General features: G+C 73.7%; 21 protein-coding genes. 11 read left to right on the forward strand and 10 right to left on the reverse strand.

The window, feature by feature from the left end; genetic code table 11:
* Positions 1 to 32: 32 nt before the first annotated feature.
* Entirely contained in the window at positions 33 to 1,484 is a 1,452-nt protein-coding gene (locus PV364_RS07475) for an aldehyde dehydrogenase (protein WP_319658927.1), read from the forward strand.
* Positions 1,485 to 1,751: 267 nt separating this feature from the next.
* Positions 1,752 to 2,522 carry a hypothetical protein gene (locus tag PV364_RS07480; RefSeq protein WP_319658928.1) on the forward strand — a complete coding sequence of 257 codons (771 nt, stop codon included), beginning with the start codon at positions 1,752 to 1,754 and terminating at the stop codon, positions 2,520 to 2,522.
* Between the two features lie 279 nt (positions 2,523 to 2,801).
* Here PV364_RS07480 and PV364_RS07485 read toward each other — a convergent pair whose 3' ends face one another.
* Complete coding sequence (locus PV364_RS07485) at positions 2,802 to 3,410, reverse strand: polysaccharide deacetylase family protein (protein WP_319658929.1); 609 nt, start codon at positions 3,408 to 3,410, stop codon at positions 2,802 to 2,804.
* A 584-nt stretch (positions 3,411 to 3,994) separates the two neighbouring features.
* Entirely contained in the window at positions 3,995 to 4,813 is an 819-nt protein-coding gene (locus PV364_RS07490) for a GntR family transcriptional regulator (protein ID WP_319658930.1), read from the reverse strand.
* Between the two features lie 422 nt (positions 4,814 to 5,235).
* On the opposite strand from PV364_RS07490, the gene PV364_RS07495 reads away from it, so the two are divergent.
* Positions 5,236 to 6,273, forward strand: a complete 1,038-nt coding sequence (locus tag PV364_RS07495) for a DUF2637 domain-containing protein (protein WP_319658931.1) — start codon at positions 5,236 to 5,238, stop codon at positions 6,271 to 6,273.
* Between the two features lie 93 nt (positions 6,274 to 6,366).
* Here the strand turns inward: PV364_RS07495 and PV364_RS07500 are convergent, their stop codons facing one another.
* Positions 6,367 to 6,819: an ATP-binding protein gene (locus tag PV364_RS07500; RefSeq protein ID WP_319658932.1), complete on the reverse strand. Its 453-nt coding sequence runs from the start codon at positions 6,817 to 6,819 to the stop codon at positions 6,367 to 6,369.
* 138 nt (positions 6,820 to 6,957) lie between these two features.
* On the opposite strand from PV364_RS07500, the gene PV364_RS07505 reads away from it, so the two are divergent.
* Positions 6,958 to 7,641, forward strand: coding sequence for a GntR family transcriptional regulator (locus tag PV364_RS07505; protein ID WP_319658933.1), 684 nt, complete (start codon positions 6,958 to 6,960; stop codon positions 7,639 to 7,641).
* Positions 7,642 to 7,643: 2 nt separating this feature from the next.
* Entirely contained in the window at positions 7,644 to 8,132 is a 489-nt protein-coding gene (locus PV364_RS07510; RefSeq protein ID WP_401975214.1) for an OsmC family protein, read from the forward strand.
* A gap of 36 nt (positions 8,133 to 8,168) precedes the next feature.
* On the opposite strand, the gene PV364_RS07515 is transcribed toward PV364_RS07510, so the two are convergent.
* Positions 8,169 to 9,587: a glycoside hydrolase family 47 protein gene (locus tag PV364_RS07515; RefSeq protein WP_319658934.1), complete on the reverse strand. Its 1,419-nt coding sequence runs from the start codon at positions 9,585 to 9,587 to the stop codon at positions 8,169 to 8,171.
* Positions 9,588 to 9,678: 91 nt separating this feature from the next.
* Here PV364_RS07515 and PV364_RS07520 point away from each other — a divergent pair, with 91 nt between their 5' ends.
* Positions 9,679 to 12,849 carry an alpha-mannosidase gene (locus PV364_RS07520; protein WP_319658935.1) on the forward strand — a complete coding sequence of 1,057 codons (3,171 nt, stop codon included), beginning with the start codon at positions 9,679 to 9,681 and terminating at the stop codon, positions 12,847 to 12,849.
* Here the strand turns inward: PV364_RS07520 and PV364_RS07525 are convergent.
* Positions 12,807 to 14,219 carry a protein phosphatase 2C domain-containing protein gene (locus tag PV364_RS07525; protein WP_319658936.1) on the reverse strand — a complete coding sequence of 471 codons (1,413 nt, stop codon included), beginning with the start codon at positions 14,217 to 14,219 and terminating at the stop codon, positions 12,807 to 12,809. The genes PV364_RS07520 and PV364_RS07525 overlap by 43 nt on opposite strands.
* A 257-nt stretch (positions 14,220 to 14,476) precedes the next feature.
* On the opposite strand from PV364_RS07525, the gene PV364_RS07530 reads away from it, so the two are divergent.
* The 3 genes from PV364_RS07530 (at position 14,477) to PV364_RS07540 (ending at position 18,313) form a co-directional block, all read left to right on the forward strand.
* Positions 14,477 to 15,466, forward strand: a complete 990-nt coding sequence (locus PV364_RS07530) for a helix-turn-helix domain-containing protein (RefSeq protein ID WP_319658937.1) — start codon at positions 14,477 to 14,479, stop codon at positions 15,464 to 15,466.
* Between the two features lie 884 nt (positions 15,467 to 16,350).
* Positions 16,351 to 17,193, forward strand: coding sequence for a polysaccharide deacetylase family protein (locus PV364_RS07535; RefSeq protein WP_319658938.1), 843 nt, complete (start codon positions 16,351 to 16,353; stop codon positions 17,191 to 17,193).
* 70 nt (positions 17,194 to 17,263) lie between these two features.
* The gene (locus PV364_RS07540; protein WP_319658939.1) at positions 17,264 to 18,313 is read left to right on the forward strand and encodes a LacI family DNA-binding transcriptional regulator; all 1,050 of its coding nucleotides are present in this window, start codon (positions 17,264 to 17,266) and stop codon (positions 18,311 to 18,313) included.
* A gap of 23 nt (positions 18,314 to 18,336) precedes the next feature.
* On the opposite strand, the gene PV364_RS07545 is transcribed toward PV364_RS07540, so the two are convergent.
* From PV364_RS07545 to PV364_RS07555, 3 genes are all read right to left on the reverse strand, one after another.
* Entirely contained in the window at positions 18,337 to 18,726 is a 390-nt protein-coding gene (locus PV364_RS07545) for a hypothetical protein (RefSeq protein ID WP_319659239.1), read from the reverse strand.
* A gap of 67 nt (positions 18,727 to 18,793) precedes the next feature.
* Complete coding sequence (locus tag PV364_RS07550) at positions 18,794 to 19,222, reverse strand: roadblock/LC7 domain-containing protein (RefSeq protein ID WP_319658940.1); 429 nt, start codon at positions 19,220 to 19,222, stop codon at positions 18,794 to 18,796.
* Positions 19,223 to 19,288: 66 nt separating this feature from the next.
* The gene (locus tag PV364_RS07555; protein ID WP_319658941.1) at positions 19,289 to 20,338 is read right to left on the reverse strand and encodes a MarR family transcriptional regulator; all 1,050 of its coding nucleotides are present in this window, start codon (positions 20,336 to 20,338) and stop codon (positions 19,289 to 19,291) included.
* A gap of 358 nt (positions 20,339 to 20,696) precedes the next feature.
* On the opposite strand from PV364_RS07555, the gene PV364_RS07560 reads away from it, so the two are divergent.
* The gene (locus PV364_RS07560; protein ID WP_319658942.1) at positions 20,697 to 20,825 is read left to right on the forward strand and encodes a hypothetical protein; all 129 of its coding nucleotides are present in this window, start codon (positions 20,697 to 20,699) and stop codon (positions 20,823 to 20,825) included.
* A 71-nt stretch (positions 20,826 to 20,896) separates the two neighbouring features.
* On the opposite strand, the gene rsgA is transcribed toward PV364_RS07560, so the two are convergent.
* Together rsgA and PV364_RS07570 are read right to left on the reverse strand one after the other, a co-directional pair.
* The gene (gene rsgA / locus PV364_RS07565; protein WP_319658943.1) at positions 20,897 to 22,027 is read right to left on the reverse strand and encodes a ribosome small subunit-dependent GTPase A; all 1,131 of its coding nucleotides are present in this window, start codon (positions 22,025 to 22,027) and stop codon (positions 20,897 to 20,899) included.
* A gap of 243 nt (positions 22,028 to 22,270) precedes the next feature.
* The gene (locus PV364_RS07570; RefSeq protein WP_319658944.1) at positions 22,271 to 23,281 is read right to left on the reverse strand and encodes a hypothetical protein; all 1,011 of its coding nucleotides are present in this window, start codon (positions 23,279 to 23,281) and stop codon (positions 22,271 to 22,273) included.
* A 398-nt stretch (positions 23,282 to 23,679) separates the two neighbouring features.
* Here PV364_RS07570 and PV364_RS07575 point away from each other — a divergent pair, with 398 nt between their 5' ends.
* A complete protein-coding gene (locus tag PV364_RS07575) occupies positions 23,680 to 24,075 on the forward strand; it encodes a VOC family protein (RefSeq protein WP_319658945.1) in 396 nt (131 codons plus the stop codon).
* Positions 24,076 to 24,106: the final 31 nt, after the last annotated feature.

The raw sequence follows: 24,106 nt of genomic DNA on the forward strand, positions 1-24,106 counted from the left end.
CCACCACGTCCCGTTCGAAGGAACACACAGACATGACCGTCCGAGACAAGCTCTACATCGGTGGTTCCTGGGTCGCGCCCAGCGACCCGGACCTGCTGCTCGACATCCTCTCCCCGCACGACCGGTCCCTGCTGGGCAGCGTGGCGCAGGCCGCGCCCGCCGATGTGGACGCGGCCGTCGCCGCGGCCCGGCAGGCCTTCGACCACGGACCCTGGCCGCACAGCACGCCCGAGGAACGGCAGGAGATCGTCCGGCGCTACGACGCCCTGCGCGCGGCGCGTGCCGACGAGGTCGCCGCGGCGATATCCGCCGAGAACGGCTCGGCGGGCTGGTTCACCAAGGCCGGCCAGCCGTTCCTGACCCGGCAGGTGGAGGCCTATCTGAAGGCGGCCGAGGAGTTCGGCTGGGAGGAGGTCGTCGAGCCGTCCGATCCGTCGGTGGCCTTCGACACCATCGTGCGGCGCGAGGCGATCGGCGTGGTCGCCGCCGTCATCCCGTGGAACTCGCCGTTCTCCGCCGCCACCGCCAAGCTGGTGCCTGCCCTGCTGGCCGGCAACACCGTCGTGCTGAAGGTCTCCCCGGAGAACTCGCTGAGCATGATGCTGCTGGCGGACCTGTGGCACGAGGCGGGGCTTCCCGAGGGCGTGCTCAGCGTCCTGCCCGCGGACCGCGCGACCAGCGAGTACCTCGTCTCGCACCCGGGCGTGGACAAGATCTCCTTCACCGGCTCGACGCGCGCCGGACGGCGTATCGCCTCGATCGCGGGTGAGCACCTCAAGCGGGTCGGCCTGGAACTGGGCGGCAAGTCGGCCGCGCTCGTCCTGGAGGACGCCGACCTGGCGGCCGCGGTGCGGGGCCTGCGTTTCGGTGCGATGGCCAACAACGGCGAGGCCTGCATCCTGCAGACCCGCATCCTGGCGCCGCGCAGCCGGTACGAGGAGGTCGTCGCCGCGGTGAAGGAGATGGTGGAGTCGCTGAAGGTCGGCGACCCGTCCGCCCCCGACACGTTCATCGGCCCGATGATCCGCCGCGACCAGCAGGAGCGGGTCATCGACTACATCAACGTCGGCATCGAGGAGGGCGCCCGCCTGGTCACCGGTGGCCCGCGGGTCCCCGAGGGCCTGGAGAAGGGCCACTACGTCACCCCGACCGTGTTCGCCGACGTCGACAACTCCATGCGCATCGCCCAGGAGGAGATCTTCGGCCCGGTCCTGTCCGTGATCGCCTACGACGACGAGGACGACGCCGTCCGGATCGCCAACGACTCCGAGTACGGCCTGTCCGGCGGCGTCTGGTCGGCGGACCCGGAGCGGGCCCTGGCCGTCGCCCGCCGGCTGCGGACCGGAACGGTCACCCTGAACGGCTCGCCGATGAGCTTCGACGGCCCGTTCGGCGGTTACAAGGCGAGCGGCGTGGGCCGCGAGTACGGCAAGGTCGGCCTGACCGGCTACGTCGAGCACAAATCGATCACCCGCAACCGTTAGGCGCACTCCCCCGCCCGGCGGGCCGGGGAGCCGGCCCGGACTGGCGGTGAACTCGCCTCCACCGCTGGTCAGTTGAGGACCGTGAGTCGCTGGGCGGCACCCGGCGGGCGATCCGGCCCGGTCCGCAGGGGCCGCAGGGAGCGCGTGCGGCGGGGCGCGCCGCGATCAAGCCGTGTCCGCCCTCTTGGCGCGGCACCCCGTGCCGTGCTGGACTTCGCCCAACGGGCTCGATGACGCGCTTCGGGAGGGCAAGTGGCGGACACCGCCATGTCGGACGCAGAGGTGGGACCGACGGCCGAAGGCGGCGGTGCGCCACCGGACGTGGCACGGCTGCGCGGCCGGGGCTGCTGGACGGAGGCCGCGGCGCTGCTGGCGCCGTACGCGGCCGAACGGCCGGAGGTCGCCACGCGGCGGGCGGCGCTGCTGATCGAGCGGTGCATGTACACCCTCGACGGCTGGGCGGAGGCCGAGGACGCGCTGCGCACGGCGGAGGCCCTGGCCCGGACGGACAACGAGCGCGGTGAGGCCTCCTGCGAACGGGGGAATCTGGCGTACCTGGTGACCCTCTTCGGCCCGCGGGACCGGGCCGACGAGGCGCGGGCCGCCCTGATGCGCAGTGCCGCGCTGCTGGAGCCCGGTGCGCCCGGACGGCCGCTGCTGGACTTCCGCCGGGGCCTGGTGGCCGAGAAGCTGGGCGACGACGCGACGGCGGCCCGGGCCTCCTACCTGCGCGCGCACGCCGGGGCCGAGGCGCACGGCGACGCGCTGCTGACCTCCTTCACCCGTGGCCACCTGGCGGGGCTGGCGGCCCGCGACGGCGACGTCACCGCTGCCCGGCACGGTTTCGCGGAGTCGTTGCGGCTGCGCGTCGAGACGGGGTACCTCATCGGGACGGCCCCGGCCCTCGCCGCCCTGGCGACCGTCGAGCCCGAGCCGGAGGCGGCCCGGCTGCGGGCCGAGGCCGCGCGGCTGTTCCGGCTGCTCGGCGGCGTACCCGTGTGGCTCGCGGAGACCCTGGACGCCGAAGGGGCCGCTTAGGAGCGGCGGCCCTGGCAGGGAGGACGGCCCGGGGGAGGTGTGCGCGGCGCTCGTCGCGCGCAGCCGCTCACCCCATCGGGTGATGAGCGATCACATCGCCGCAGGCGACGGCGCCGGCGGTCGGAAGAGAACGCCCGCGACCCCCGTGCCGGGGGTCGCGGGCGTCCGGCGGCCGGGCTCCAGGCTTCCATGCCGGCCGCGGCGCCTCGATTCAGCCGCGGCGGGCGCCGGCACGCGGGCCGCGGACCGCGCTTCGGGCCCGCGCGACGGGGCGGGCGCTCACTGCCCGGCGGGCGGAGCCTGGATGTAGTCCTCCAAGCGGGCCACGGTGAAACCCTGTTCGCGGATGTGGCGGAGCATGTTGGCGAACATGTGCGTCATGGTGACGCCCTTGAGTTCCGCGGGGCCGCGGAAATGCGCGAGGATGATGTCCCCGGGGCGCAGACGCTTGTCCGCGGTCTGATACTGCATTTGCTTGATCTGCATGGATTCACGCCACAGCACTATCGCCCCCGGACCGCACTGCCGCACCGCCGCGTTGAGGGAGTCCCCATACGCGCCGGCACCGTACGGCGGGCGGAACAGGAGGGGGGCCGAGCCGTACCGCTGAGCGAGGATCTCCTGGTTCCCGCATATCTCGGCGCGCTGCCGGGCGGGCGACAGCCGATTCATCTCCGGGTGGTGCAGGGTGTGGTTCTGGATATGGTTTCCCAGCCCCTGGAGCTGTGTGAAATACCCGTAGTCGCTCTTGATCGCGTCATTCGTGAGGAACATGGTGACGGGGACCTTCAGATCCTTCAGCATCCGCACGAACGCGGGACTCTTCTCCTGGCCGTCGTCGATCGTTATGAAGACGATCTTCTCCTTGGTCGGCACGTCGGAGATCACCGGGACCGGACCGTGCGCGGTGAGTCGGACCGGCTTGACGGCCGGCGGCCCCGGGGCCGGTGCCAGCGGTTTCAGCCCCCACTTCGCCCAGGCGTCCACCGCCGGCGCCGACGGGCTCGGGGAGAGGGGCGGCAGGGACCCGCTCATCGGCGAACCGGCCGCGTCGGGCCCGGAGGCGGGCGCTCGTACCCCCTGTCCGGCCGCCGCACCGCTGTCCTTCGCGCATCCGGTCACGACAGTGGTGAGGACGAGTGCGCCCAGAGCCGCTCCGAGCAGCAAATTCCGTCGGCACCGCACCCGCCCGCGCAATGGCCGGAGATATCCATGATTCATGCACGAACCGTATACGCACGCTATTTCCGCGGAACGGCGGGGGCGGCCCGTTCCCCGGGACCGCCCGAAAGCGGCGAAACGGGCGCCCAATGCGGCCCATTGGGCGGGCGCGAAAAGTTTATCGCGTTCCGGCCGGCCCGCCGAGAATTCCGCGCGGGACCACGGGAACAGGAACGGTTCCCGACAGGTTCCCCACATTCACCCGCCGTATGTGACGGGAACCACACGCCCCGAACGGGCGGGAGGCCTCTTCAGCCGCCGTAGTGGCCGCGGGCGAGGGCCTCGACCTCGGAGATGTCCCCACCGACGAGGGCCTCCAGGAGCGCGGCGTGTTCACCGGCGTCCGCGACGAGTTCGGCGCGGATGCCGCGAGGGCCGCCGCCGGCGCGTGCGTGGTCCTCGGCGACGGGCCACTGGGCACGGCGGTGCAGTTCCTCCGCCACGGCGACGAGCTGCCGGTTGCCGGAGACCTCCAGGAGCGCGCGGTGGAAGGCCCGGTCGGCCTCGGCGTAGGCGACGCGGTCGCCGAGCGCGGCGGCGGCGACGGTGGCCTCGGCCAGGGGCCGCAACTGCTCCCAGCGGGAGGGCGGCACGGTGCGGGCCAGCCGCAGCACGACGGGGACCTCCAGGAGCGCGCGCACCTCGGCGAGTTCGGCGCGGTCCCGGCGGCTGCGCTCGGCGACCCGGAAGCCCTTGTTGGGCAGGGCCTCGACGGCGCCTTCCCGGGCCAGCAGCTGCATGGCCTCGCGGACGGGTGTGGCCGAGACCCCGAATCGCTCGGCGAGCGCCGGGGCGGAGTACACGGCGCCCGGCCGCAGCTCGCCGGTCACCAGGGCGCCGCGCAGCGCCCGCAGGACCTGGTCGCGCACGGAGTGCCGCTCGGGCATCCGGCGCGGCCGGGGCAGCGCCTCGGCCCGGCCCGGTGCGGCGTCCCGACGGGACCCGGTCTCCTGGCGGGGCTCGGCATGCGGATGGGCACCCCGGACGAGTTCGTCGTGGCCGGGCGGCAGCCCTGGGGCCGCTGCGGCGGCCGCCTCGGGGCGCCGCGCGGCTCGGGGGGCGTACTCCACGGGGGGCTCCTTCGGACGGATCGGTGTGCGCCTGGCGCACTCCTACGTTCGGTGCGCGCCGCCCTCTATTGCACCACTCTCCACGACCTGCTTCGAGAAGGTACCTCCCGCCGTGCCCCCGGAAGCGAGGCAAGGCCGGTACCACCTCGTGTGGATCTTTTGTCCGGGCCGCCCGGCACGGCTTCCCGGACTCCGCCCGCCGAGGGGCCCGGCGCCAGGTCGGCCCGGAACTTCGCTAGGTCAACTGCGCTAAGAACGCTCCTCAGTTCGAGTATTCTGTCGGTCTCTCCCCACGCCACCACTCCGTTGGCGTTCTCTTGTCCCGAAACCGCTTCACGCGCCCGAGGCGTTCGCCAGGATGTCGCGCGAACGCCGTCTCGCGGCCCGAGCGCGACGGTACTGCGACGCAAGGAATCGCACGTATGAGATTTACGGACATAACGCTTGACTGGACGCTCTCGGGCGCCGTGTGCGTGGCGGTCCTCGCCGCCGCGGCGGTGTTCCTGCGCAACCGCAAGGCCCGCAAGGAGGAGGCCGCCCAGGGCGACTCCTGGGAGCGTTCGGAGGAGCGGCGCCGCAAGAAGGAGGCCATGTACGGCACGGCCTCCTACGTCCTGCTCTTCGGCTGTGCCTCGGTCGCGGCGGCCCTGTCCTTCCACGGCCTGGTCGGCTTCGGCCAGCAGAATCTGGGCCTGTCCGGGGGCTGGGAGTACCTGGTGCCCTTCGGTCTCGACGGCGCCGCGATGTTCTGCTCCGTGCTCGCCGTCCGCGAGGCCAGCCACGGCGACGCGGCCCTCGGCTCGCGCATCCTGGTCTGGCTGTTCGCGGGCGCCGCGGCCTGGTTCAACTGGGTGCACGCCCCGCGCGGCGGCGGCCACGCCGGCGCCCCGGAGTTCTTCGCGGGCATGTCGCTCTCCGCGGCGGTGCTCTTCGACCGGGCCCTGAAGCAGACCCGTCGCGCGGCCCTGCGCGAGCAGGGCCTCATCCCGCGCCCGCTGCCGCAGATCCGCATGGTCCGCTGGCTGCGCGCCCCGCGCGAGACCTACGGCGCCTGGTCCCTGATGCTGCTCGAGAACGTCCGCACGCTGGACGAGGCCGTCGAGGAGGTCCGCGACGAGCGGGTCCGCAAGGACCAGGAGGCGATGCGCCGCCGCGAGCACGAGCGGCTGGAGCGCGCGCGCATCAAGGCCATCAACCGGCAGCACCGCGTCTGGAACCGCGGCGGCAGCAAGTACGAACTGCCCGGCTCCAACCCCGCCGGCACCCAGGCCTCCGCGGAGCCTGCCATAGAACCGGAGAAGGCCGAACTGCCCTCGCGCTCCCGTCCCGCGCTGTCGCCCGTCCGTGAAGAGGCGCTGCGCACCACCATCGACCTCACCGCCGAGGACGACACCATGGCGCTGCCCAAGCTCGACTCCCTCGAGCGCAAGCTGGCGGATCTGGAGCGCCAGTACGGCTGATTCCCCCCGCACCTCCTCGCGTCACATCGCTGCCCCGGCCGGGTCTTCCCGGCCGGGGCAGCGGCGTTGCGGGGCGAGTGGATCGACGTTCCGTCAGGACGGCGAGGCCGCGTCCAGTTCGAACCACACGACCTTCCCGGAACCGTCCCCCTCGGCGTGAACGCCCCAGGCGTCGGCGAGGGACTGCACGAGCTGCAGGCCGCGTCCGGAGGTGCCGCGTGTCGAGGGCGCGCGCAGCCGGGGATGGCGGGAGGTGAAGTCGCGTACCTCCACGCGCAGTCGGTGCGCCGGGGCCGGTGCGAAGGTCGCGGTGAGGACGGCGCCCCGGTCGGTGTGCCGCAGGGCGTTGGTGACGAGTTCGGTGGTGAGCAGGACGGCGGTGTCGGCAAGGGCGGGGACGCCCCAGTCCCGTAAGGACTCGCGCAGCAGCCTGCGGACGTCCGCCACCGCCGGCAGGTCGGCGTGCTGGAGCGGACGGTGCAGGTGGTGCGCTTCGGTGGTGTCCCCGGCCTCCCGGTCGCTCGCCTGCGCAGGCTGACGTTCCATCGGCTCCGCTCCGGCAGCTCGCGCCCTTCCGGGGTCGAACATCTACGCGCAATGCATGCCCCGGCGCGGCCACTTCCAGTCATGGGCCGTGGACGCTGCGCTCTTGTATCCATTGCATGCAATGGATACAGTGGCCGGGTGCAGCAGACGGACGCCGCCCATCGGCGGCTGCGGGAACTGATCCTGGACGGGGTGTACGCCCCCGGCCAGCGCCTGACCGAGCTGGAGACGGCCGCGGCGCTGGCGATGAGCCGTACACCGGTGCGCGAGGCGTTCCGCGCGCTGGTGGCGGACGGCCTGGTGCGTTCGGCGGGGCGCGGGGTGAGCGTGGTCGAACTGGGCCCGGAGGCGCTGCGCCACGCCTACCAGGTACGCGGCGCCCTGGAGGCGCTCACCGCCGAACTGGCCGCCGGGCGGCAGCGGCGCGGGGAGGTGGCACCCGCCGAACTGACCGCGCTGGAACGCGTGGCGGCGCAGGCCGAGGAGGCCACGGCGGCAGGGCGCCTGGAGGAAGCGGTCCGGCACAACCGGCGCTTCCACAGCGGCATCGCCGCCCTGTCGGCGAACCCGGTGGCGGCCGGCACGCTGGACCGGCTGTGGGACCAGATCCAGGTCTCCACCCGTCTGTCCCTCGCCGCACCGGAGCGACCCGACCAGGTCGCCGACCAGCACCGCCGGCTGCTCGCCGCCGTCGTCGCGGGCCGCGAGGCGGAGGCGCACGCGGCCGCCCGTGAGCATGTGGCCGACACCTGCGCCGCCTCCGAGCGGGCCGGGGCGCCGGCGGACGACCGCACCGACGACCCACACGAGAGGACGCGTTAGCCGTGCCGGACATCAGCAAGCAGCACACCTACGCCATCGAGGTCGCCTGGAGCGGCAACCGCGGCTCGGGGACGAGCGCGTACCGCGCCTACGGCAGGGAGCACGAGGTCTCCGCGCCCGGCCTGCCGGTGCCGGTGATCCCCGGCAGCTCCGACCCCGCCTTCCGCGGCGACCCGGCCCGCTGGAACCCCGAACAGCTCCAACTGGCCGCCCTGTCGCAGTGCCACATGCTCTCCTACCTGCATGTGTGCACGGTCGCGGGAGTGGTCGTCACCGCCTACACCGACCGCGCCGAGGCCACCTTGCGGGAAACCGGCGACGGCGGCGGCCACTTCACCGAGGCCGTGCTCCGGCCCCGTGTGGAGGTCGCCTCGGCCGCCATGGTGGACGCCGCCGTCGCGCTGCACGAGGACGCCCACCGGCTCTGCTTCATCGCCAGTTCCGTCAACTTCCCGGTCCGGCACGAGGCGGACGTGGCCGTCGCCGGCTGAGCCGGCCGGTCGGCACCGCCGGCGTCGCGGGCACGGTCAGCGCAGCCCGCGCAGGACGTTGCCCTCCGTGGTGAGGTAGTTGGAGGCGTAGTCGAAGCGGCGCGCCCGGGCGAAGAGCAGGTAGTAGTACTTGGCGTTCTCGCTGAACCAGTACGCCGGGGTGAGGTCCGCCTGTTTCATCGGACGGGTCGTCACATCGGCGATGGCCGTGTACCCGTTGCGGACCTTGCAGTACTTCTTCTGCCGCTGGAACATGTCCGCCGCCCGGGCGCGGTAGCGCTCCTTCTTCGTGATGAGCCAGAGGAAGAGGCAGGAGTCGACGTACTCGGGACGCAGGGGGTAGGAGGCGTCGACGGCGCGCAGGGTGGTGTAGTCGATCATCTCCGGGGGCAGGCGGTGGGCGGCGATCACGGCCGCCCAGCTGTCGTGGTAGGCCTCCCCGTCGGCGATCCGGCCGCTCTGGGCGAGCAGTCCGGCGTAGAAGGCGGTGAGCTCCGACTGGTAGTGGCCGGTGGTGCGGCCGGTGGTCATGTCGGCCTGGCGGAACCAGAGCCGGCCGTCGCGCCGCTCGGCCAGGTGGCGGAAGACGCCGGCGGTGAGCGTGGTGTACCAGGTCCTCAGGTCCTGGTCGCGGTACAGCTGCCAGCCGTCCCACAGGTATTCGAAGAAGGAGTCGACAGGCGGGTCGAGGGTGGCGGTGGTGCCGGTCCACGCGCCGGTCTCGACGTTCAGCGCCGTGCCCACCAGGTCGATCCGCGAGCGGCGGTCGTAGACGGCGCGCAACGCCTTCTTGGCCGCGTCGTAGTAGCGCCGGTCGCCGGTGAGCCGGGACAGCTCGCCGAACTCGGTGATGCAGGTGCCGATCTCGGCGAGGTTGTTCTCCTTGCCGCGCACGGCGCCGGTGGAGAGGTTGACGTAGCGGTACGGGGCCCCGGTGGGCGACCGGGTGAAGGCGGGCAGCAGGCGGTCGGCGAGGTCCCGCGCCCGGTCGAGCAGGACCGGGTCCTTGGTGGCCAGGTGACCGGAGAGCAGGCCGCCCACCAGCCGGATGATCGTCTCGAAGACCTGGACAGGGGCGTCCTGGTCGAGCACGAGGTCGTTCTTGACCCAGGCGACGCCCGCGGCCAGGTCGTCGTCCAGTTCCATCAGGTAGAGCGTGTCCAGCGCCTCGATGATCGTCAGGCCGAGGGTGCTGCCGGGGATGAAGAAGTCCGAGCCGGTGCCGCTGATCGGGCGCAGCTCGTCCCGTCCCCAGGCGAGGCGCCGGTAGGCGTCCCAGGCGCTGCGGAACGCGGTGACGGCCTCCTGGGCGAGCCCCGCGTAGGGGTCGGGGGCGGCGGCAGCGGCCGTACCGGACAGGGGCAGCGACGAGGCCATGGTGACAGGGGCGAGAGCGGCGGCTGCTCCGAGCAGCCTGCGCCGAGAGAGTCCGCCGGGACGCGCGAGTTTTCTCATGCCCCGAAAACCCCGTCCGTCTTGCGGGCGTTACGGGACACCGCCGCATTGACGGGGAATCCATCCGGTGAGCCGACCCCGAGGAGTTGAGATGCACGACGACCGACTGCTGGTCGAGGGACGTCTGACCAGGGCGATGGGCCAGTTCATCCGGCCCGCGACCTATGCCGACCGGGTGCCGCTCGCCCTGACGGCGTGGCATGTGGACGGCGAGCCGGTGCCCGTCGGGGAGGCGCTCAAGGCGCTCTCGGACGGCGCCTTCGAGCCGTTCTCCCCGGGTATGCCCTGGGGGCCGCCCTGGTCGACCAGCTGGTTCCGGCTGGAGGGCGCCGTCCCGGCCGGGTGGGCGGGCCGCCGGGTGGAGGCGGTGATCGACCCCGGCTTCGGCGGCGACGGACCGGGCTTCGTGGCCGAGGGACTGGTGTACGACGCCGAGGGCGCGCCCGTGAAGGGTGTCCATCCGCTCAACCGCCATGTCCCGGTCGCCGCTCCCGCCAGGGGCGGCGAGCAGGTGCGGCTGCTGCTGGAGGCCGCCGCGAACCCGGCGGTGCTGCGCGACTGGCGGCCGACCCGGCTCGGCGACGTGCGCACGGCCGGCCGCGAGCCGCTGTACCGCTTCGACACCGCGGAGCTCGCCGTCCTGGACGAGGACGTCTGGCACCTGGTGCTGGACATCGAGGTCCTCGAGGGACTCATGCACGAACTGGACTTCCACGACCCCCGCAGGCACGAGATCCTGCGCTCCTTGGAGGACGCGCTCGACGCCCTCGACCTGCACGACGTCCCGGGCACCGCGGCCGCCGCCCGCGGGGAGCTGGCCGAGGCCCTCGCCCGGCCCGCGCACGCCAGCGCGCACCGGGTCTCCGCGACCGGCCACGCCCACATCGACTCGGCCTGGCTGTGGCCGCTGCGCGAGACCGTGCGCAAGGCGTCGCGCACCTTCGCCAACGTCACCGCGCTCGCGCGCGACTATCCCGAGCTGGTCTTCTCCTGCTCTCAGGCCCAGCAGTACGCATGGGTCAAGGAGCACCAGCCGGTGGTGTGGCAGCGCATCCAGCAGGCGGTGCGGGCGGGCAACTGGGCGCCGGTCGGCTCCATGTGGGTGGAGTCCGACGCCAACATGCCCGGCGGTGAGGCGCTGGCCCGGCAGCTCGTCCACGGCAAGCGCTTCTTCCTGGACGAACTGGGCGTGGAGACCGAGGAGATCTGGCTGCCCGACTCCTTCGGCTACACCGCCGCCTTCCCCCAGCTGGCACGGCTGGCAGGGGTGCGGTGGTTCCTCACCCAGAAGCTGTCCTGGAACCAGACGAACAAGATGCCGCACCACACCTTCTGGTGGGAGGGCATCGACGGCACCCGCGTGTTCACCCACTTCCCGCCCGTCGACACCTACAACTCGCAGCTCGACGGCCGCGAACTCGCCCACGCGGTACGCAATTTCGCGGAGAAGGGCCGGGCCACCCGGTCACTGGTGCCGTTCGGCTGGGGCGACGGCGGGGGCGGCCCCACCCGCGAGATGCTGGAGCGGGCACGCCGGCTGCGCTCCCTGGAGGGCTCGCCGCGAGTGGAGATCGAGAAGCCCGCCGCCTTCTTCGCCGCCGCCGAGGCCGAGTACGGGGACCGGGCGCCGGTCTGGTCCGGCGAGATGTACCTGGAGCTGCACCGCGCCACGTACACCACGCAGGCGAAGACCAAGCAGGGCAACCGGCGCAGCGAGCACCTGCTGCGGGAGGCCGAACTGTGGTGCACGGCGGCGGCCCTGCGCGACCCGGAGGGGTACGCGTATCCGTACGAGGACCTGGACCGGCTGTGGAAGACGGTACTGCTCCACCAGTTCCACGACATCCTGCCGGGCAGCTCGATCGCCTGGGTGCACCGCGAGGCCCGGGACACCTACGCCGAGGTCCGCGAGGAACTGGAGTGGATCGTCGCGGGGGCGGTGGCCTCCCTCACCGGCGACCGCGCGGAGGACGACCGCGGGCCGGGTGTCCTCAACGCCTCGCCGTACGCGCGCCGCGAGGTCGTGGCGCTCGCGGCGGAGGCGCTGGCGGCACTGCCGCCGGACACGCCCGCGCAGCCGCTGCCGGACGGCGGGGCGGCCGTGGCGGTCGCGGCACCCGCGCTCGGGGGCGCCGCCGTCGACGGACCCTCGATCGGCGAACCGGTCACCGCGGCGCGGGAGGACGGCCTGATCGTCCTGGACAACGGGCTGCTCCGCGTGCACGTCGACCGCGACGGGCTGCTGTCCTCGGTGCACGACCTGACCGCGGGCCGCGAGGTGCTGGCCCCGGGCGCCCACGGCAACCTGCTGCAGCTGCATCCCGACCACCCCAACAAGTGGGACGCCTGGGACATCGACCGCCACTACCGCCGCAAGGTCACCGACCTGACGGACGCGGAGTCCGTCGACCTCGTCGAGCGGGGCCCGCTGCGCGCCGTGGTCCGGGTCGTACGGGCCTTCGGCGCCAGCCGGATCACCCAGGAGCTGCGCCTGACGGCCGGCAGCCGGCGGCTGGACGTCGTCACGGACGCCGACTGGCACGAGTCCGAGAAGGTGCTCAAGGCCGCCTTCCCGCTGGACGTGCTCGCCGACCGCTCCACCGCCGAGATCCAGTTCGGCCATGTGCACCGCCCCACCCACGCCAACACCGGCTGGGACGCGGCCCGTTTCGAGATCTGCGCCCACCGATGGCTGCACGTCGGCGAGCCCGGCTACGGGGTCGCGCTGCTCAACGACTCCACATACGGCCACGACGCGTCCCGCTCCGGCACGGACACGACGGTACGGCTGACGCTGCTGCGCGCCCCGCACAGCCCCGACCCGGAGACGGATCAGGGCTCCCACCGCTTCACCTACGCGCTGCTTCCCGGGGCGGCCGTCGGCGACGCGGTCGCCGAGGGGCTCGCCCTCAACCTGCCGCTGCGCCCCGCCGCGCAGGCGGAACCCGTCCGGCCGCCGCTGCGCGTCGGCCACCCCGGGATCACGGTGGAGTCGGTCAAGCTCGCCGACGACCGCTCGGGGGACGTGGTGGTGCGCCTGTACGAGTCCCGCGGCGGCCGGGCCTCGGGCACGCTCGTGCCCGGTTTCGCGCTCGCCGGGGCGCGCGTCACGGATCTGCTGGAGCGGCCGGAGCGGGACGCCCCGCGTGACGGGGACGGCGTCGCGGTGAGCCTGCGCCCCTTCCAGATCCTGACGCTGCGCCTGACGCCCGCGGCGCCTCAGGCGTCCCAGACGGCCACCACGGTGCGGTCGTCGGCGTAGCCCTTGACGCGGGTCCGGGCGTCGCCGAGGAAGGCCGGCAGCCCCGGCGGCTCGGCGGCGCCCCAGCGCTCCGCGAGGTGCGCGGCGAGCGCCGGCTCGCCGCGCAGCGGGTCGGCGAGGCCGCTGCTGCACAGCAGCAGCGTGTCGCCGGGGCGGGCGATCGAGGCCCGGAAGCGGAAGTCCACGGCCGGGCCGTCCTCGGGTTCGGCGGGCTCCCCCGACCGGAGCGGTTCCAGGTCCTGCCACTCACCGCCCCGGATGCGGAACAGCCCGCCGTCGCCGACGCCGAAGAACAGCCGGATGCGGCAGTCCGGGTCGACGGGCAGCAGCAGGCAGCGCAGGCCGGCGTCGTACTCGCCCGGGTCCAGGCCCAGTTCCTCGCCCTTGGCGCGCAGCCGGCCGCAGCAGCGGTCGGTCAGGCGCTGCAGCCCCGACTTGAGGGAGCCGCGCCGCGAGCCGCGGATGTCCTCCGCGAGGCGGGCGTGGCTGCGGCCCACGGCGGAGGCGATCCCGTGGCAGGCGTCGCGGGCGGCGCGGTGGGCGACGGCGGAGACGCGCGGGCCGGTGGCGACGGCGAACAGCAGCAGCGCGTCGTCCCCCGCCCCGAAGCGGGCGGTCAGCAGGGCGTCGCGGCGCGGCTCGCCCCGGTAGCGGGCGGAGTCGCCGCGCGTGACGGCCGTACGCACCGTCAGCACGCCGTACCGGGCGCCGTCCAGGACGGTGTCGGGGACCAGGTCGTCGAGAGCTCCGGGGTCCGCGAGCGGCCACGCGGTCGGCTCGGGCGCGTAGGTGGGCGGGCCGTCACCGAGGAACGCGGTGTCGGGGACCGTGACCGCACTGGTCGCGGACCCGCCGTCGCCCGGCGGGCCGGACGGGCCGGGTATGCGGACACCGGGTGCGGTACGGGCCTGCGGGACCCGGGCGTCGGGGGTCACGGGGGCGGTGGCCGCGGTCCTCCCGGTCTGCCCTGTCTTCCCGGTCTCCCCGGTCTCCCCGGTCGAGGGTTCGGCCGGCACCCAGCCCGGGGGCAGTCCCGGGGGCTCCGCCGCGCTCGGCTCCGGCGGGCTCTGGTACTGCCAGGGGCGCGGGACGTCACCCGCGGGCGGCGGCTCCTGGCGGCGCAGCCGCAGGGTGTCCGGCGGCCCGGGCTCGGGCTCCGTCCGGTCCCCGTCCGGACGGTCGGCTCCCGTGCCCGGCGGTCCCGGGTCCAGGTGCGGCTCACCGCCCAGCGCGCTGACCGCCGACGTGTAGCGGTCGTCGAGCGTGTCGTCCTGCTCACCGGCTCCGCCGGCCCCGGGATCGGTCCTGCCGTACAACTGCCGCCACCACTCGTCCTCTTGGCGGCGGCCGGTCTCCCCCTGCTGGCTCATGCCCCTATTGTCCACCGGGACGCGCACGGCGAAACAGACTTCGGGCACGCCGGCGGTCCGACGGGCGGCCGGCCCCCTCCTCGGGCCGCACGTCGGACGTTCCAGTGGGGACACCTTGCCAGGACAGGGGTTCGAGCAGGGATGATGTCCGGAGGCGGAATTACGCCATGGCTCATTCCCGCCATGCCCGCGTGTTGTCCGCGGCCGTTCCGGGATCCCCCCGCGAAGCTCCCGGAAGTCCGGGGAAAGGAGTGCCCGTGCTCGGTGCCATAGGGCTGGACGATGCCCAGGAGGCGGCCTACCGCGCCCTCGTGGGCCTGGGGGCCGCCGAGGTCGTCGACCTGTCGCACCGGCTCGGACGGCCCGACGAGGAGACCGTCGCACTTCTGAGGCGCCTGGAGCGGCACGGGCTGGTCGCGCAGTCCTCCGCCGGCTCCGGCCGCTGGGTGGCCGCACCGCCCAACGTCGCGCTCGGCGCCCTGCTGACCCAGCAACGGCACGGTCTGGAGCAGGCCGAGTTGGCCGCCGCCGTGCTCGCGCAGGAGTACCGGGCGGAGGCGGCCGAGCCGTCCGTGCACGATCTGGTGGAGGTCGTCACCGGCGCGAGCGCCGTGACGCACCGCTTCGCGCAGCTCCAACTGGGCGCGGAGAAGGAGGTGTGCGCCCTGGTCACGGGCAGCCCGATGGTCGTCAGCGGCATGGAGAACACCGCCGAGGAACGCGCCGTCGCACGCGGCGTCCGCTTCCGCGTGGTCGTCGAGCGGGAGGTGATCAGCGGCCCCAACGGCATCGTCGAGATCACCGCCGCCCTCAGCCGCGAGGAGGAGGTCCGCGTCGTGGACCGGGTCCCGACCAAACTCGTCGTCGCGGACCGCTCCCTGGCGATGGTCCCGCTCGGCCGCAACTCCGCGGGACCGGCCGTGCTGGTCGTGCACGGCAGCGGCCTCCTGGACTCGCTGATGGGCCTCTTCGAGAGCGTGTGGCGCGAGGCGCTGCCGATCCGCCTCGACCCCGACGGCGTGCCGGAAGAGGATTCGCCCGACGGTCCGGACGCGGTGGACCTGCGGATCCTCTCGCTCCTGCTCGCCGGGCTCACCGACGCCAGCGCGGCCAAGCAGCTCGACCTCGGCCTGCGCACGGTCCAGCGCCGCGTCAAGCGCCTGATGGAACTGGCCGACGTCACCACCCGCCTCCAACTGGGCTGGCACGCCTACGAACGCGGCTGGGTCGCCCGCACCCTCGACTGACGCGCCCCCGCGCGGCGACCGCACCTGCGACGCGCTGCCACCCGGCGGCCGGTTCGCCGCCTGCCCGCTCGACGCCGACGGCGAGCCGTACGGTCCGTCCCCTCCGGCCCCGCCCGAAAGCCCCGGCTCCGGACCCGGACCCGGACCCGGACCACGCCGCCGGCCGGCGCCCCGTGCGGATTCAGGTGCCCGTGGCCCCCGCGGCCGACTGCACGTCGGCGGCGGACGAAAAGAGCAGGCGCCGACCGGCGCAACCCGAGATGTCGTCCCCTGCCCCGAACCACGCCACCCCGCCCGGCACGACGCGGCGCCGCCTGGCGGTCGCGTCGGCCACACCGCCGCCGGGCCGCGAGATCAGCCCACCCAGCCCCGCTCCAGGACGACTCCGCCCCGGACGCGCACCACACCGCGCCTCCGGACCCGCCTCCATTCGAGACGGCGTCAGTGGTGCCGGAGGGCCGACGCCAACCGCCGTGCCCGCGGGGGACTCCTCAGCGGCAGGGCCCCGGACGGCACGCCGCGAGGCCGCATCCGACGGCCCTGGCCGCCCACGGCGACACGGGCCCCGGAGCCGGCTGACCCCGGCGGCCGGGTTCGCCGTCGCGCCTGCGACGTTGCGGTGCCCCGGAGGCATGCCCCTGCCCCAGGCCGGCCGGCCCCGGCCGGCCGCGGCGTCCGCCCACCCCTCCGGCGGCCCGAGGCCCACTTCCCACCGCGGGCCCTGCAGACGGCGGCGTCCGCGCCGCGGGATGCGCGGCCCCGCGCTGAGCGTTGCCGTCTCCCGGCGGAATCGTCCGGGATCCGTAACAGAGGGATCCCGGAGCGCCCGCGCTCCGTCCTCCTTTGTGCACAGCGGTACGGAGAACTCAGGGAGCGGGGCGGACATGGTGTGGAGCGGTATACGGGGGACGAACGGGCGTCTGCTGGGGGCGGCCGTCGGCCTCGCGGCCGTGACGGCGGCGGTGTCGGCGTGGACCGCCCAGGCGGGGTCCACCGGTGACCGGGCGGCGGCGGCCGTGCCCCATGCGTCCACGAAGCCCTCCGCGACGGCCACGGCCACGCCCACACCCCGCCCCATACCGGGGCAGACCTCCGTGCCGGACGCGCAACTCCCGGCCCCGCTGGTCAACATGGACATCGCGCACGCCTCGGACAAGGGCCCCCGGGGCGTGAACATCACCATCGACGACGGCCCCGACCCCGCCTGGACCCCGCAGGTTCTCCAGGTGCTCGAGGACAACGGCGTGAAGGCGACCTTCTGCATGGTCGGCACGCAGGCGCAGGCGCACCCCGATCTGGTGAAGGCCGTGGTCGCCGCCGGGCACCGGCTGTGCGACCACTCCGTCACCCACGACACGACGATGAACACCAAGTCGCGGGCCTACCAGGCCAAGGAGATCCTGGACGCCGAGCGCATGATCACCGAGGCGTCGGGGGGCGTCAAGCCGCTCTACTACCGCGCCCCCGGCGGCGCCTTCACCCCGTACAGCCGTCAGCTCGCCGCGTCGCGCGGTATGCGTCCGCTGGGCTGGAACGTGGACTCCGAGGACTTCAAGCAGCCGGGCACGGCCGCCGTGGTGGGCACCGTCAAGAACGAGATCGCCAACGGCCCGACCGTGCTCTTCCACGACGCGGGCGGCGACCGCGGGCAGACCGTGGAGGCGCTGCGCCAGATCCTGCCGTGGCTGAAGCAGCAGGGGTACACCTTCGGCTTCCCCGTGCGCTGACGGTTCGTCAGCGCGACGGTCACCCGCGCGGGCCGGGACTACGCTGTTGCCGTCCCGAGAGGAGCTCCCGTTGCCCGACCAGATCTCCACGCCGCGCCCCACACTGGAAGCCGTCGCCGAGCGGGCCGGTGTCTCCCGGGCCACGGTCTCACGGGTGGTGAACGGCGGGGACGGGGTGCGCGAGGTCCTGGTCGAGAAGGTCCGACGGGCCGTCGAGGAACTGGGGTACGTGCCCAACCAGGCCGCGCGTTCCCTGGTCACCCGGCGGACGGGGGCGGTCGCCGTGATCGTGGCCGAACCGGAGACCCGGGTCTTCGCGGACCCCTTCTTCGCCGAGCAGTTGCTCGGCATCAGCCGCGAGCTGGCCGTCCACGACTCGCAGCTCGTCCTGCTGCTGGTGGAGGGGACGGCCGACTACGACCGGGTCGGCCGCTATCTCTCGGGCGGTCACGTCGACGGCGCCCTGGTCTTCTCCCTGCACGCCGAGGACCCGCTGCCGGGGATCATCCGGCGGATCGGCCTGCCCACCGTCTTCGGCGGCCGTCCCGGCTGGCCCGGGGCGGACGGCGACCACGGGATCCTCTACGTCGACTCCGACAACCGGGGCGGCGCACGGGAGGCCGTGCGCCATCTGGTCTCCCTGGGACGCGAGCGCATCGCGACCATCACCGGACCGCTCGACCAAACCGCGTCCGTCGACCGGCTCGACGGTTACCGCGACGTCCTGCCGGACGCCGACCCGCGACTGGTCGCCGTGGGTGACTTCTCCGCAGGCGGCGGCGGACGGGCCATGGCCGAACTCCTGGAGCGCGCACCCGATCTGGACGCCGTGTTCGTCGCCTCCGACCTCATGGCCACCGGCGCGCTGCGCGTGCTGCGCGACCACGGCCGCCGGGTGCCGGAGGACGTGGCGGTCGTCGGCTTCGACGACATGGCCTCGGTGGCCGGGCCCGCCGATCCGCCGCTGACGACGGTCCGTCAGGAGATCGAGGAGATGGGGCGGCTGATGGTACGGCTGCTGCTGCGCGGTCTGGCCCGGCGTTCGGAGGAGGGCAGCGGCGGCCGTCCGCTGTCCTCGGTCGTCACGCCGACCCGGCTGGTACGGCGGGCCACCGCCTGACCCGCCGTACCCACCGGGCCTGGTCAGTACTCCCCCTGCTCCTTCATCACCCGGCGGGCCTGGGCGAAGAGCATGCCGACATTGACCGAGCGGCGGCAGACGACGACCGCGACGATGTCCTCGTGCGTGGTGTTGCGCAAGAACAGGTGGGTGAGGTTCTCGCTGTTGACGAGGATCTCCTGGAAGTAGTGCTGGTCGGTGGTGACTCCGCGACGCTCCTTGAAGACGTCCTCGATCATCACCACCGTGCGGCCCTGGAACAGGTCGAGGGTCGCGGCGGCCAGCAGGTCCAGTACCTCCGGGGGATGGCTGTCGACGGTGTCGACGGACAGCAGCATGCCGGTCGCCATGTCGACCACGCCGGCGGCGAGGCAATCGGGGACCTCCTGCCGCAGGTTCTTCACCAGCATCATGATCTGGTCGGCCATGTTCGCACTCGGGCGCTTTCCGGTGGTGCTCACAGCACTCCTTCTTCGGGGGTCATCCGAGGACTCCTTCGTGGTCGGGCACGGGCTCGACCACCGATGCGGGGCCCGGTTCGGGCTGGAGGAGGATCGACGCGATCCGCTCGATCGCGGTGCGGGCCTCCACGTGGAGCTGGGGGACGTTCATCCCCTCGTCGCCCACGACGATCAACAGGGCGGTGTCGTCGACCGCGTACACGGCGGTGTAGCCGCCGCTGCTGCAGGTCACGGTCCTGCGCAGGGAGCCGCGCAGGGCCGCGGACGCGATCCGCTGGGACAGGCCGAGGCTGGCGGCGGCCAGCGCGGCCAGGCCGTTGGGATCGATGGCGTCCTCGGTGTCCGCGGCGATCAGCAGACCGTCGACCGCCGCCACGACGGTGTCGGTGATACCGACCACCTGGTCCCGCAGAGCACGCATCTCGGCGACCAGGGCGTCATGATTCATGCACGTGCACCTCCTTGAATTCATTGCGGAATGGATGATGTGCCGTCACTGCCCCGTGAATCGACGTCAGGGGGAATCCGGCCGGCCCCGTCCCCGGGGCCGGAGAAATCCCTTCCAGCCCGAAGGCGGGCGGGAGGCCTCCAGTGCCTCGTGGATGCCGCTGGCCCCTGGAAGGCGACGCGGCAGCCCTTCCTCGGTGACGGTCATCGGCCCCGGAGCGGGACCGCGCGCGGCCGGGGGCCCCGGCGAGTACGGCGGCCGGGGCGGGTCGGGGTCGAGGTCGGGGTCGGGGTCGGAATCGGGTTCAGGGGCAGGGCCGGGGAGCGGCACCGCTTCCGGGTCCGGGGCGGGCGCGGAGGACCTGGGGGCGGGCGCGGAGGGAGGCGCGGGCGCGGGCACGGTCTCCACCAGGCCCTCGGCGAGCATCCGGGAGACCTCGACGGTGACGGTCCAGACCCCGCGGCCCAGGTGGAAGGCGATGTCCCGGGGACTGCGGCGGCCGTTGGCGCACTCCAGGATGTCCCGCCGGGTGGCGGGCAGCGTCTCGTCGTCCCCGGAACCGGCCAGGGCGATCACCCGGTCGCGGTCCGGGGAGACCGGGCGGGGCAGGGAGGCCAGCGCCGCGATCCGCCGGCCCGCCTCGACCAGCAGTTCCTCGGGCTCGACGCCGCGTCCGACGGCCGGCGCGAGGGCGGGCACCGGATCGTCGGGCCGCGCCGGGTCGAGGACGCAGTTCTCCAGCCGGCCGGCCAGGACGGCGAAGACCGCGTCCTGCGCCGCCATCAGGTGGATCACCTGGAACTCCGCGTTGCCGAGCCGTCCGGCACCGGCGAACGCGACCCCGGGCCACGCTCCGGTGGCGGCCGCGTCGTGCGCGGCGCCCCACTCGGCCTCGTCGATGCGCCCGGAACGCAGCAGCAGCGTGCCCACCCCCGGGGAGCCGGGGCTCTCCACGGCGACGACCGCGCCGCCGAGCAGATGGAAGGCGCCGCCGGGGCTGCCCTGCACTCTCAGCACGCCGCTGGCCCTCTCGTCCCGGCACCTGGCCAGCGCGCGGCCGAGCAGATCGTGGGCGGCATTCCGGGTGGGCACGGAACCGGTCGGTGCCGAGGTCATCGCTCCCCTTGCTGCGCGCATACGGGCATTCCGACAGGCGCCGAAATGCCGTACGTGTGCACGATCAATCGCGCCTGGGGGTAATTCCTACCAGCGCCCGGCGGGACCCCTCGGGGATTCCCAGGAGATGGCCGCGGAAGAGTATTTGAGTATGTTCACTGCCCCTATCGTGCCCATCCGCGACCGTTCCTGTGGCATGTGCGCGAAGCGGCCCACCTCCGGACCCAAAGGTCAAGAGGCCCACGTCTTCTGTGAGTTGACCCGCATCGCGTGTGGGAGGGACCGGTCACGGGAAGGTCACGGGCAGACAGCGAAGGCAAAGGCGCGGTAAACGCGTCCCGAACGGGCTGGAGGAGCCATGGTCTACTCGATCGTCCTCGGCGTCGTGATCGTCGCGCTCGGCCTCGGCAGCATCGTCTACACCTTCTGGCACGAGGGCAGTCCGCTGACCCTGCGCCGCCGGCAGCGGCACAACGGCGCCGGATGACCACCGGCCCGGCCCCCAGGGGGAGCCGGGCCGGCACGTCGGCGCACCGCGCTCGGCGCGGCGCGGCGCGCTCAGTACACCTTGCGGTGCCCGCCGCCTCGCTTGCGTTCGTACATCTCCCGTCCCGCCGCGGAGCGCTGCTTCCATTCACGGCGCATCTCCGCGCGCATCCGGGCGTCGGTGCGGGAGGCGATCCACGCGTTCTCGCGCAGCAACTTGCGGTAGCTGTCCAGCCGTCGGTGCGCCAGGGAGCCGTCCTCCAGCGCGGCGAGGACCGCGCAGCCGGGCTCGGCGGTGTGCGAGCAGTCCTGGAAACGGCACCGCGCCGCCAGGTCCTCGATGTCGGAGAAGGCCTGGGTGAGCCCGGCGTCGGCGTCCCACAGCCCGACCCCGCGCAGCCCCGGGGTGTCGATGACCACCCCGCCGCCGGGCAGCGGCAGCAGGTCGCGGGTGGTCGTGGTGTGCCGCCCCTTGCCGTCGCTGTCACGGATGGCCTGCACCTCCTGGACCTCACGGCCCAGCAGCGCGTTGGTCAGCGTGGACTTGCCGGCGCCCGACTGCCCGAGCAGCACGGACGTGGCCCCGGCCAGCGCCTCGGCCATCTCCGCCACGCCGTCGCCGGTCGCGGCGCTCACGACGCGCACGTCCACGCCCGGCGCGGCGGACTTCGCGTCGGCCAGCAGATAGGTGGTGTCGGGGACCAGGTCGGCCTTGGTGAGGACGACCATCGGCTGGGCGCCGCTGGTCCACGCCAGCGACACGAAGCGCTCCAGCCGGCCGAGGTCCAGTTCCGCGGCGATGGACACCGCGATGACCGCGAAGTCGACGTTCGCGGCCAGGACCTGCCCCTCGGAACGCTTGGAGGAGGTGGAGCGGACGAAGGTGGTGCGGCGCGGCAGCAGGGCGCGTACCGCGGGCCCGGTGGCCGGCGTGAGGTCGACGGCGGCCCAGTCGCCGGTGCACGCGACCCGCATCGGGTCACGGGTGAAGACGTCCTCGGTGTCGGCGCGTACCGTCACGGTGCCGTGGGTACCGCCGGGGCCGTCGGGGACGACGACGTCGCACAGTCCGCGGTCGACGCGGACCACGCGGCCGGGGACGAGGCCCCGCTCCGCGTGGGACGCGAAGGCGGAGTCGAGCAGGGAGTCCCAGCCGTAGGCGACGAGCGCGGTGGACGGCTGCGGGACGGTTCCGTTCTTCAACGGGGAGAGCCCTTCGGGAGGGCGGTCGCGCGCGGCTGCGCCGTCAGGGCGTACGAGACGTCGGGACGGACGCGGTCAGCCGAGGACCGCCGAGGTGGGGTTGATGGTCTTCTGGATGCGGGCAGCGCCCGGCACAGTGACAGTCATCGCTCCAACACCTCCTCGATCGCTCGCGGTCCGACGGCGAAACCATAGCCCGGCCCCCCGAGGGGCGCGCAACTCGTTTTCCGCGGCTCCCGCTTCTCAGGCCGTCTCGGCGTAGCGCTCCCCCGCGTACGCCCGGAGGACCGGTACGACTGCCTCCGCGCCGCCGGGCAGACGGTCCAGCCGGACCAGGGCGTAGGCCTTGTGGCCGTCGACCAGGTAGCTGGGGTTGGAGCCCGGCCTCGTGCCCGGCAGCGGCCACACCACGAGCCAGGGCCGCTTGTCGGTGGTCGCCTCCGACGTGCCGACCGTGACAGCCGCGATCTCCGCCCAGGCGAAGTGCTGTTCGTCCTCGGTGACCTCGCGCATGCTGATCCCGGTGGGGCCGATCCGCAGCCGCAGCGGCTTGCGCCAGCGCCGGTACGAGCGGGCGGTGAGGAACCAGCAGCCGATGGCGCCCAGCGGCCCGAAAGCGCTGAAGGGCTCCGGGCCCACGGTGCGGCCGTGGACCAGTTCCCAGAACGAGTAGCTGAAGACGACGGCCGCCGCCGCCCAGACCAGGGCCCAGGTACCGGCCTGCCGCCCGTCGGCGAAGACCTGTTCCCCGCCCGGCACGCTCCGTTCGGGCCCCGACACGGTCACCGGGATCGGCGGGCGCACGGCGCGCGGCGCCGTCTCGAAGCGCGCACCGGCGTTCCCGGCGAGGGCGGTCGTCACCTCGGTGACACTCTGGTCCAGGTCCTCGCAGTCCACGAGGGTGTAGCGGATCCGGTTGTCCCATGTGCGGTCCGCCTTCCGGGGCAGCGTCACGCCCGGCGCGGTCCACAGCGTCAGCCGCGGCTTGGGGGGCGTCGTCTCCTCGCTGTGCTCGCCGGTGTTCGGGACGTGCCACAGGGCGACCGCCTCGATCTGCTCCCAGGCGAGCTCGGCGTCGTGCAGCGTGATCCCGAACCCGTCGATCCGCAGCCGGAACGGCCGCGCCGCCTTGCGCAGGTCCTGCCGGCCCCTGAAGACCGCCAGCAGCGACAGGAACATCAGGATCAGCGGTGCCGAAGCACCGCCGGCGCCGCCCAACGCGGCGACCAGCCAGGCCAGGGTGCCCGCCGTCACGACGGCCCCTCCCGCGACCCACCGCCGGCCGCGTCGTCGCAGCGTCCGCTCGACCGTGAATTCCACCGCTCCGTCCCCCCCCCTTGTCCTCTCCGCCCAGCACTCATGATGCGGCCCCGCCGACCCGGCTCCCAGCCCCTCGGACCCGCTGGTTGCCCAACCGTGACGCCCACGGGACACCGCCGCCCGCGGGCCGTACGTCCGCCTCCGGGCGTTCACCCGGGCGTCCCCGCCCGGTGGGTTTCCCGCCGGGGCCGGCCGTGCGGGCGCCTTCCCGGCGCATCGGCGCGCGCGCCGAGGATGCCGTGCGGCGGGTCCCCGGGGCCGTGGGGTACCCGGTGGCGTAGGCGTCCGATTCGTTCAAGACGAGGCGCTGGAGGGCTGCGTACGGTGGCGGCATGACCGTGCGAATGGGACTGATCGAGATCGTGGTGGCCGACATGGGGGCGTCGCTGGCGTTCTACCGGCGCCTGGGGCTGGAGATCGCCGAGGGGGTGGAGGGCGAACCGCACGTGGAGGCGGAGGTGCCCGGAGGCCTGCGGATCGCCTGGGACACCCAGGAGACGATCCGCTCCTTCGACCCGGAGTGGACGGCGCCTGGTGGCGGCGGGCACGGCATGGCGCTGGCGTTCGCGTGCGACGGCCCGGCGGAGGTGGACACGGTGTTCGCGGAGCTGACGGCCGCCGGGTACGAGGGGCACCTCAAGCCGTTCGACGCCGTGTGGGGGATGCGGTACGCGACCGTGCGCGACCCGGACGGCAACGCGGTGGACCTCTACGCGCCGCTGGCCTAAGGCTGGGCCCTGTCGTCACGTCGGCTCCCCC

It is taken from the genome of Streptomyces sp. MI02-7b (assembly GCF_033793585.1).
Taxonomy (GTDB): domain Bacteria; phylum Actinomycetota; class Actinomycetes; order Streptomycetales; family Streptomycetaceae; genus Actinacidiphila.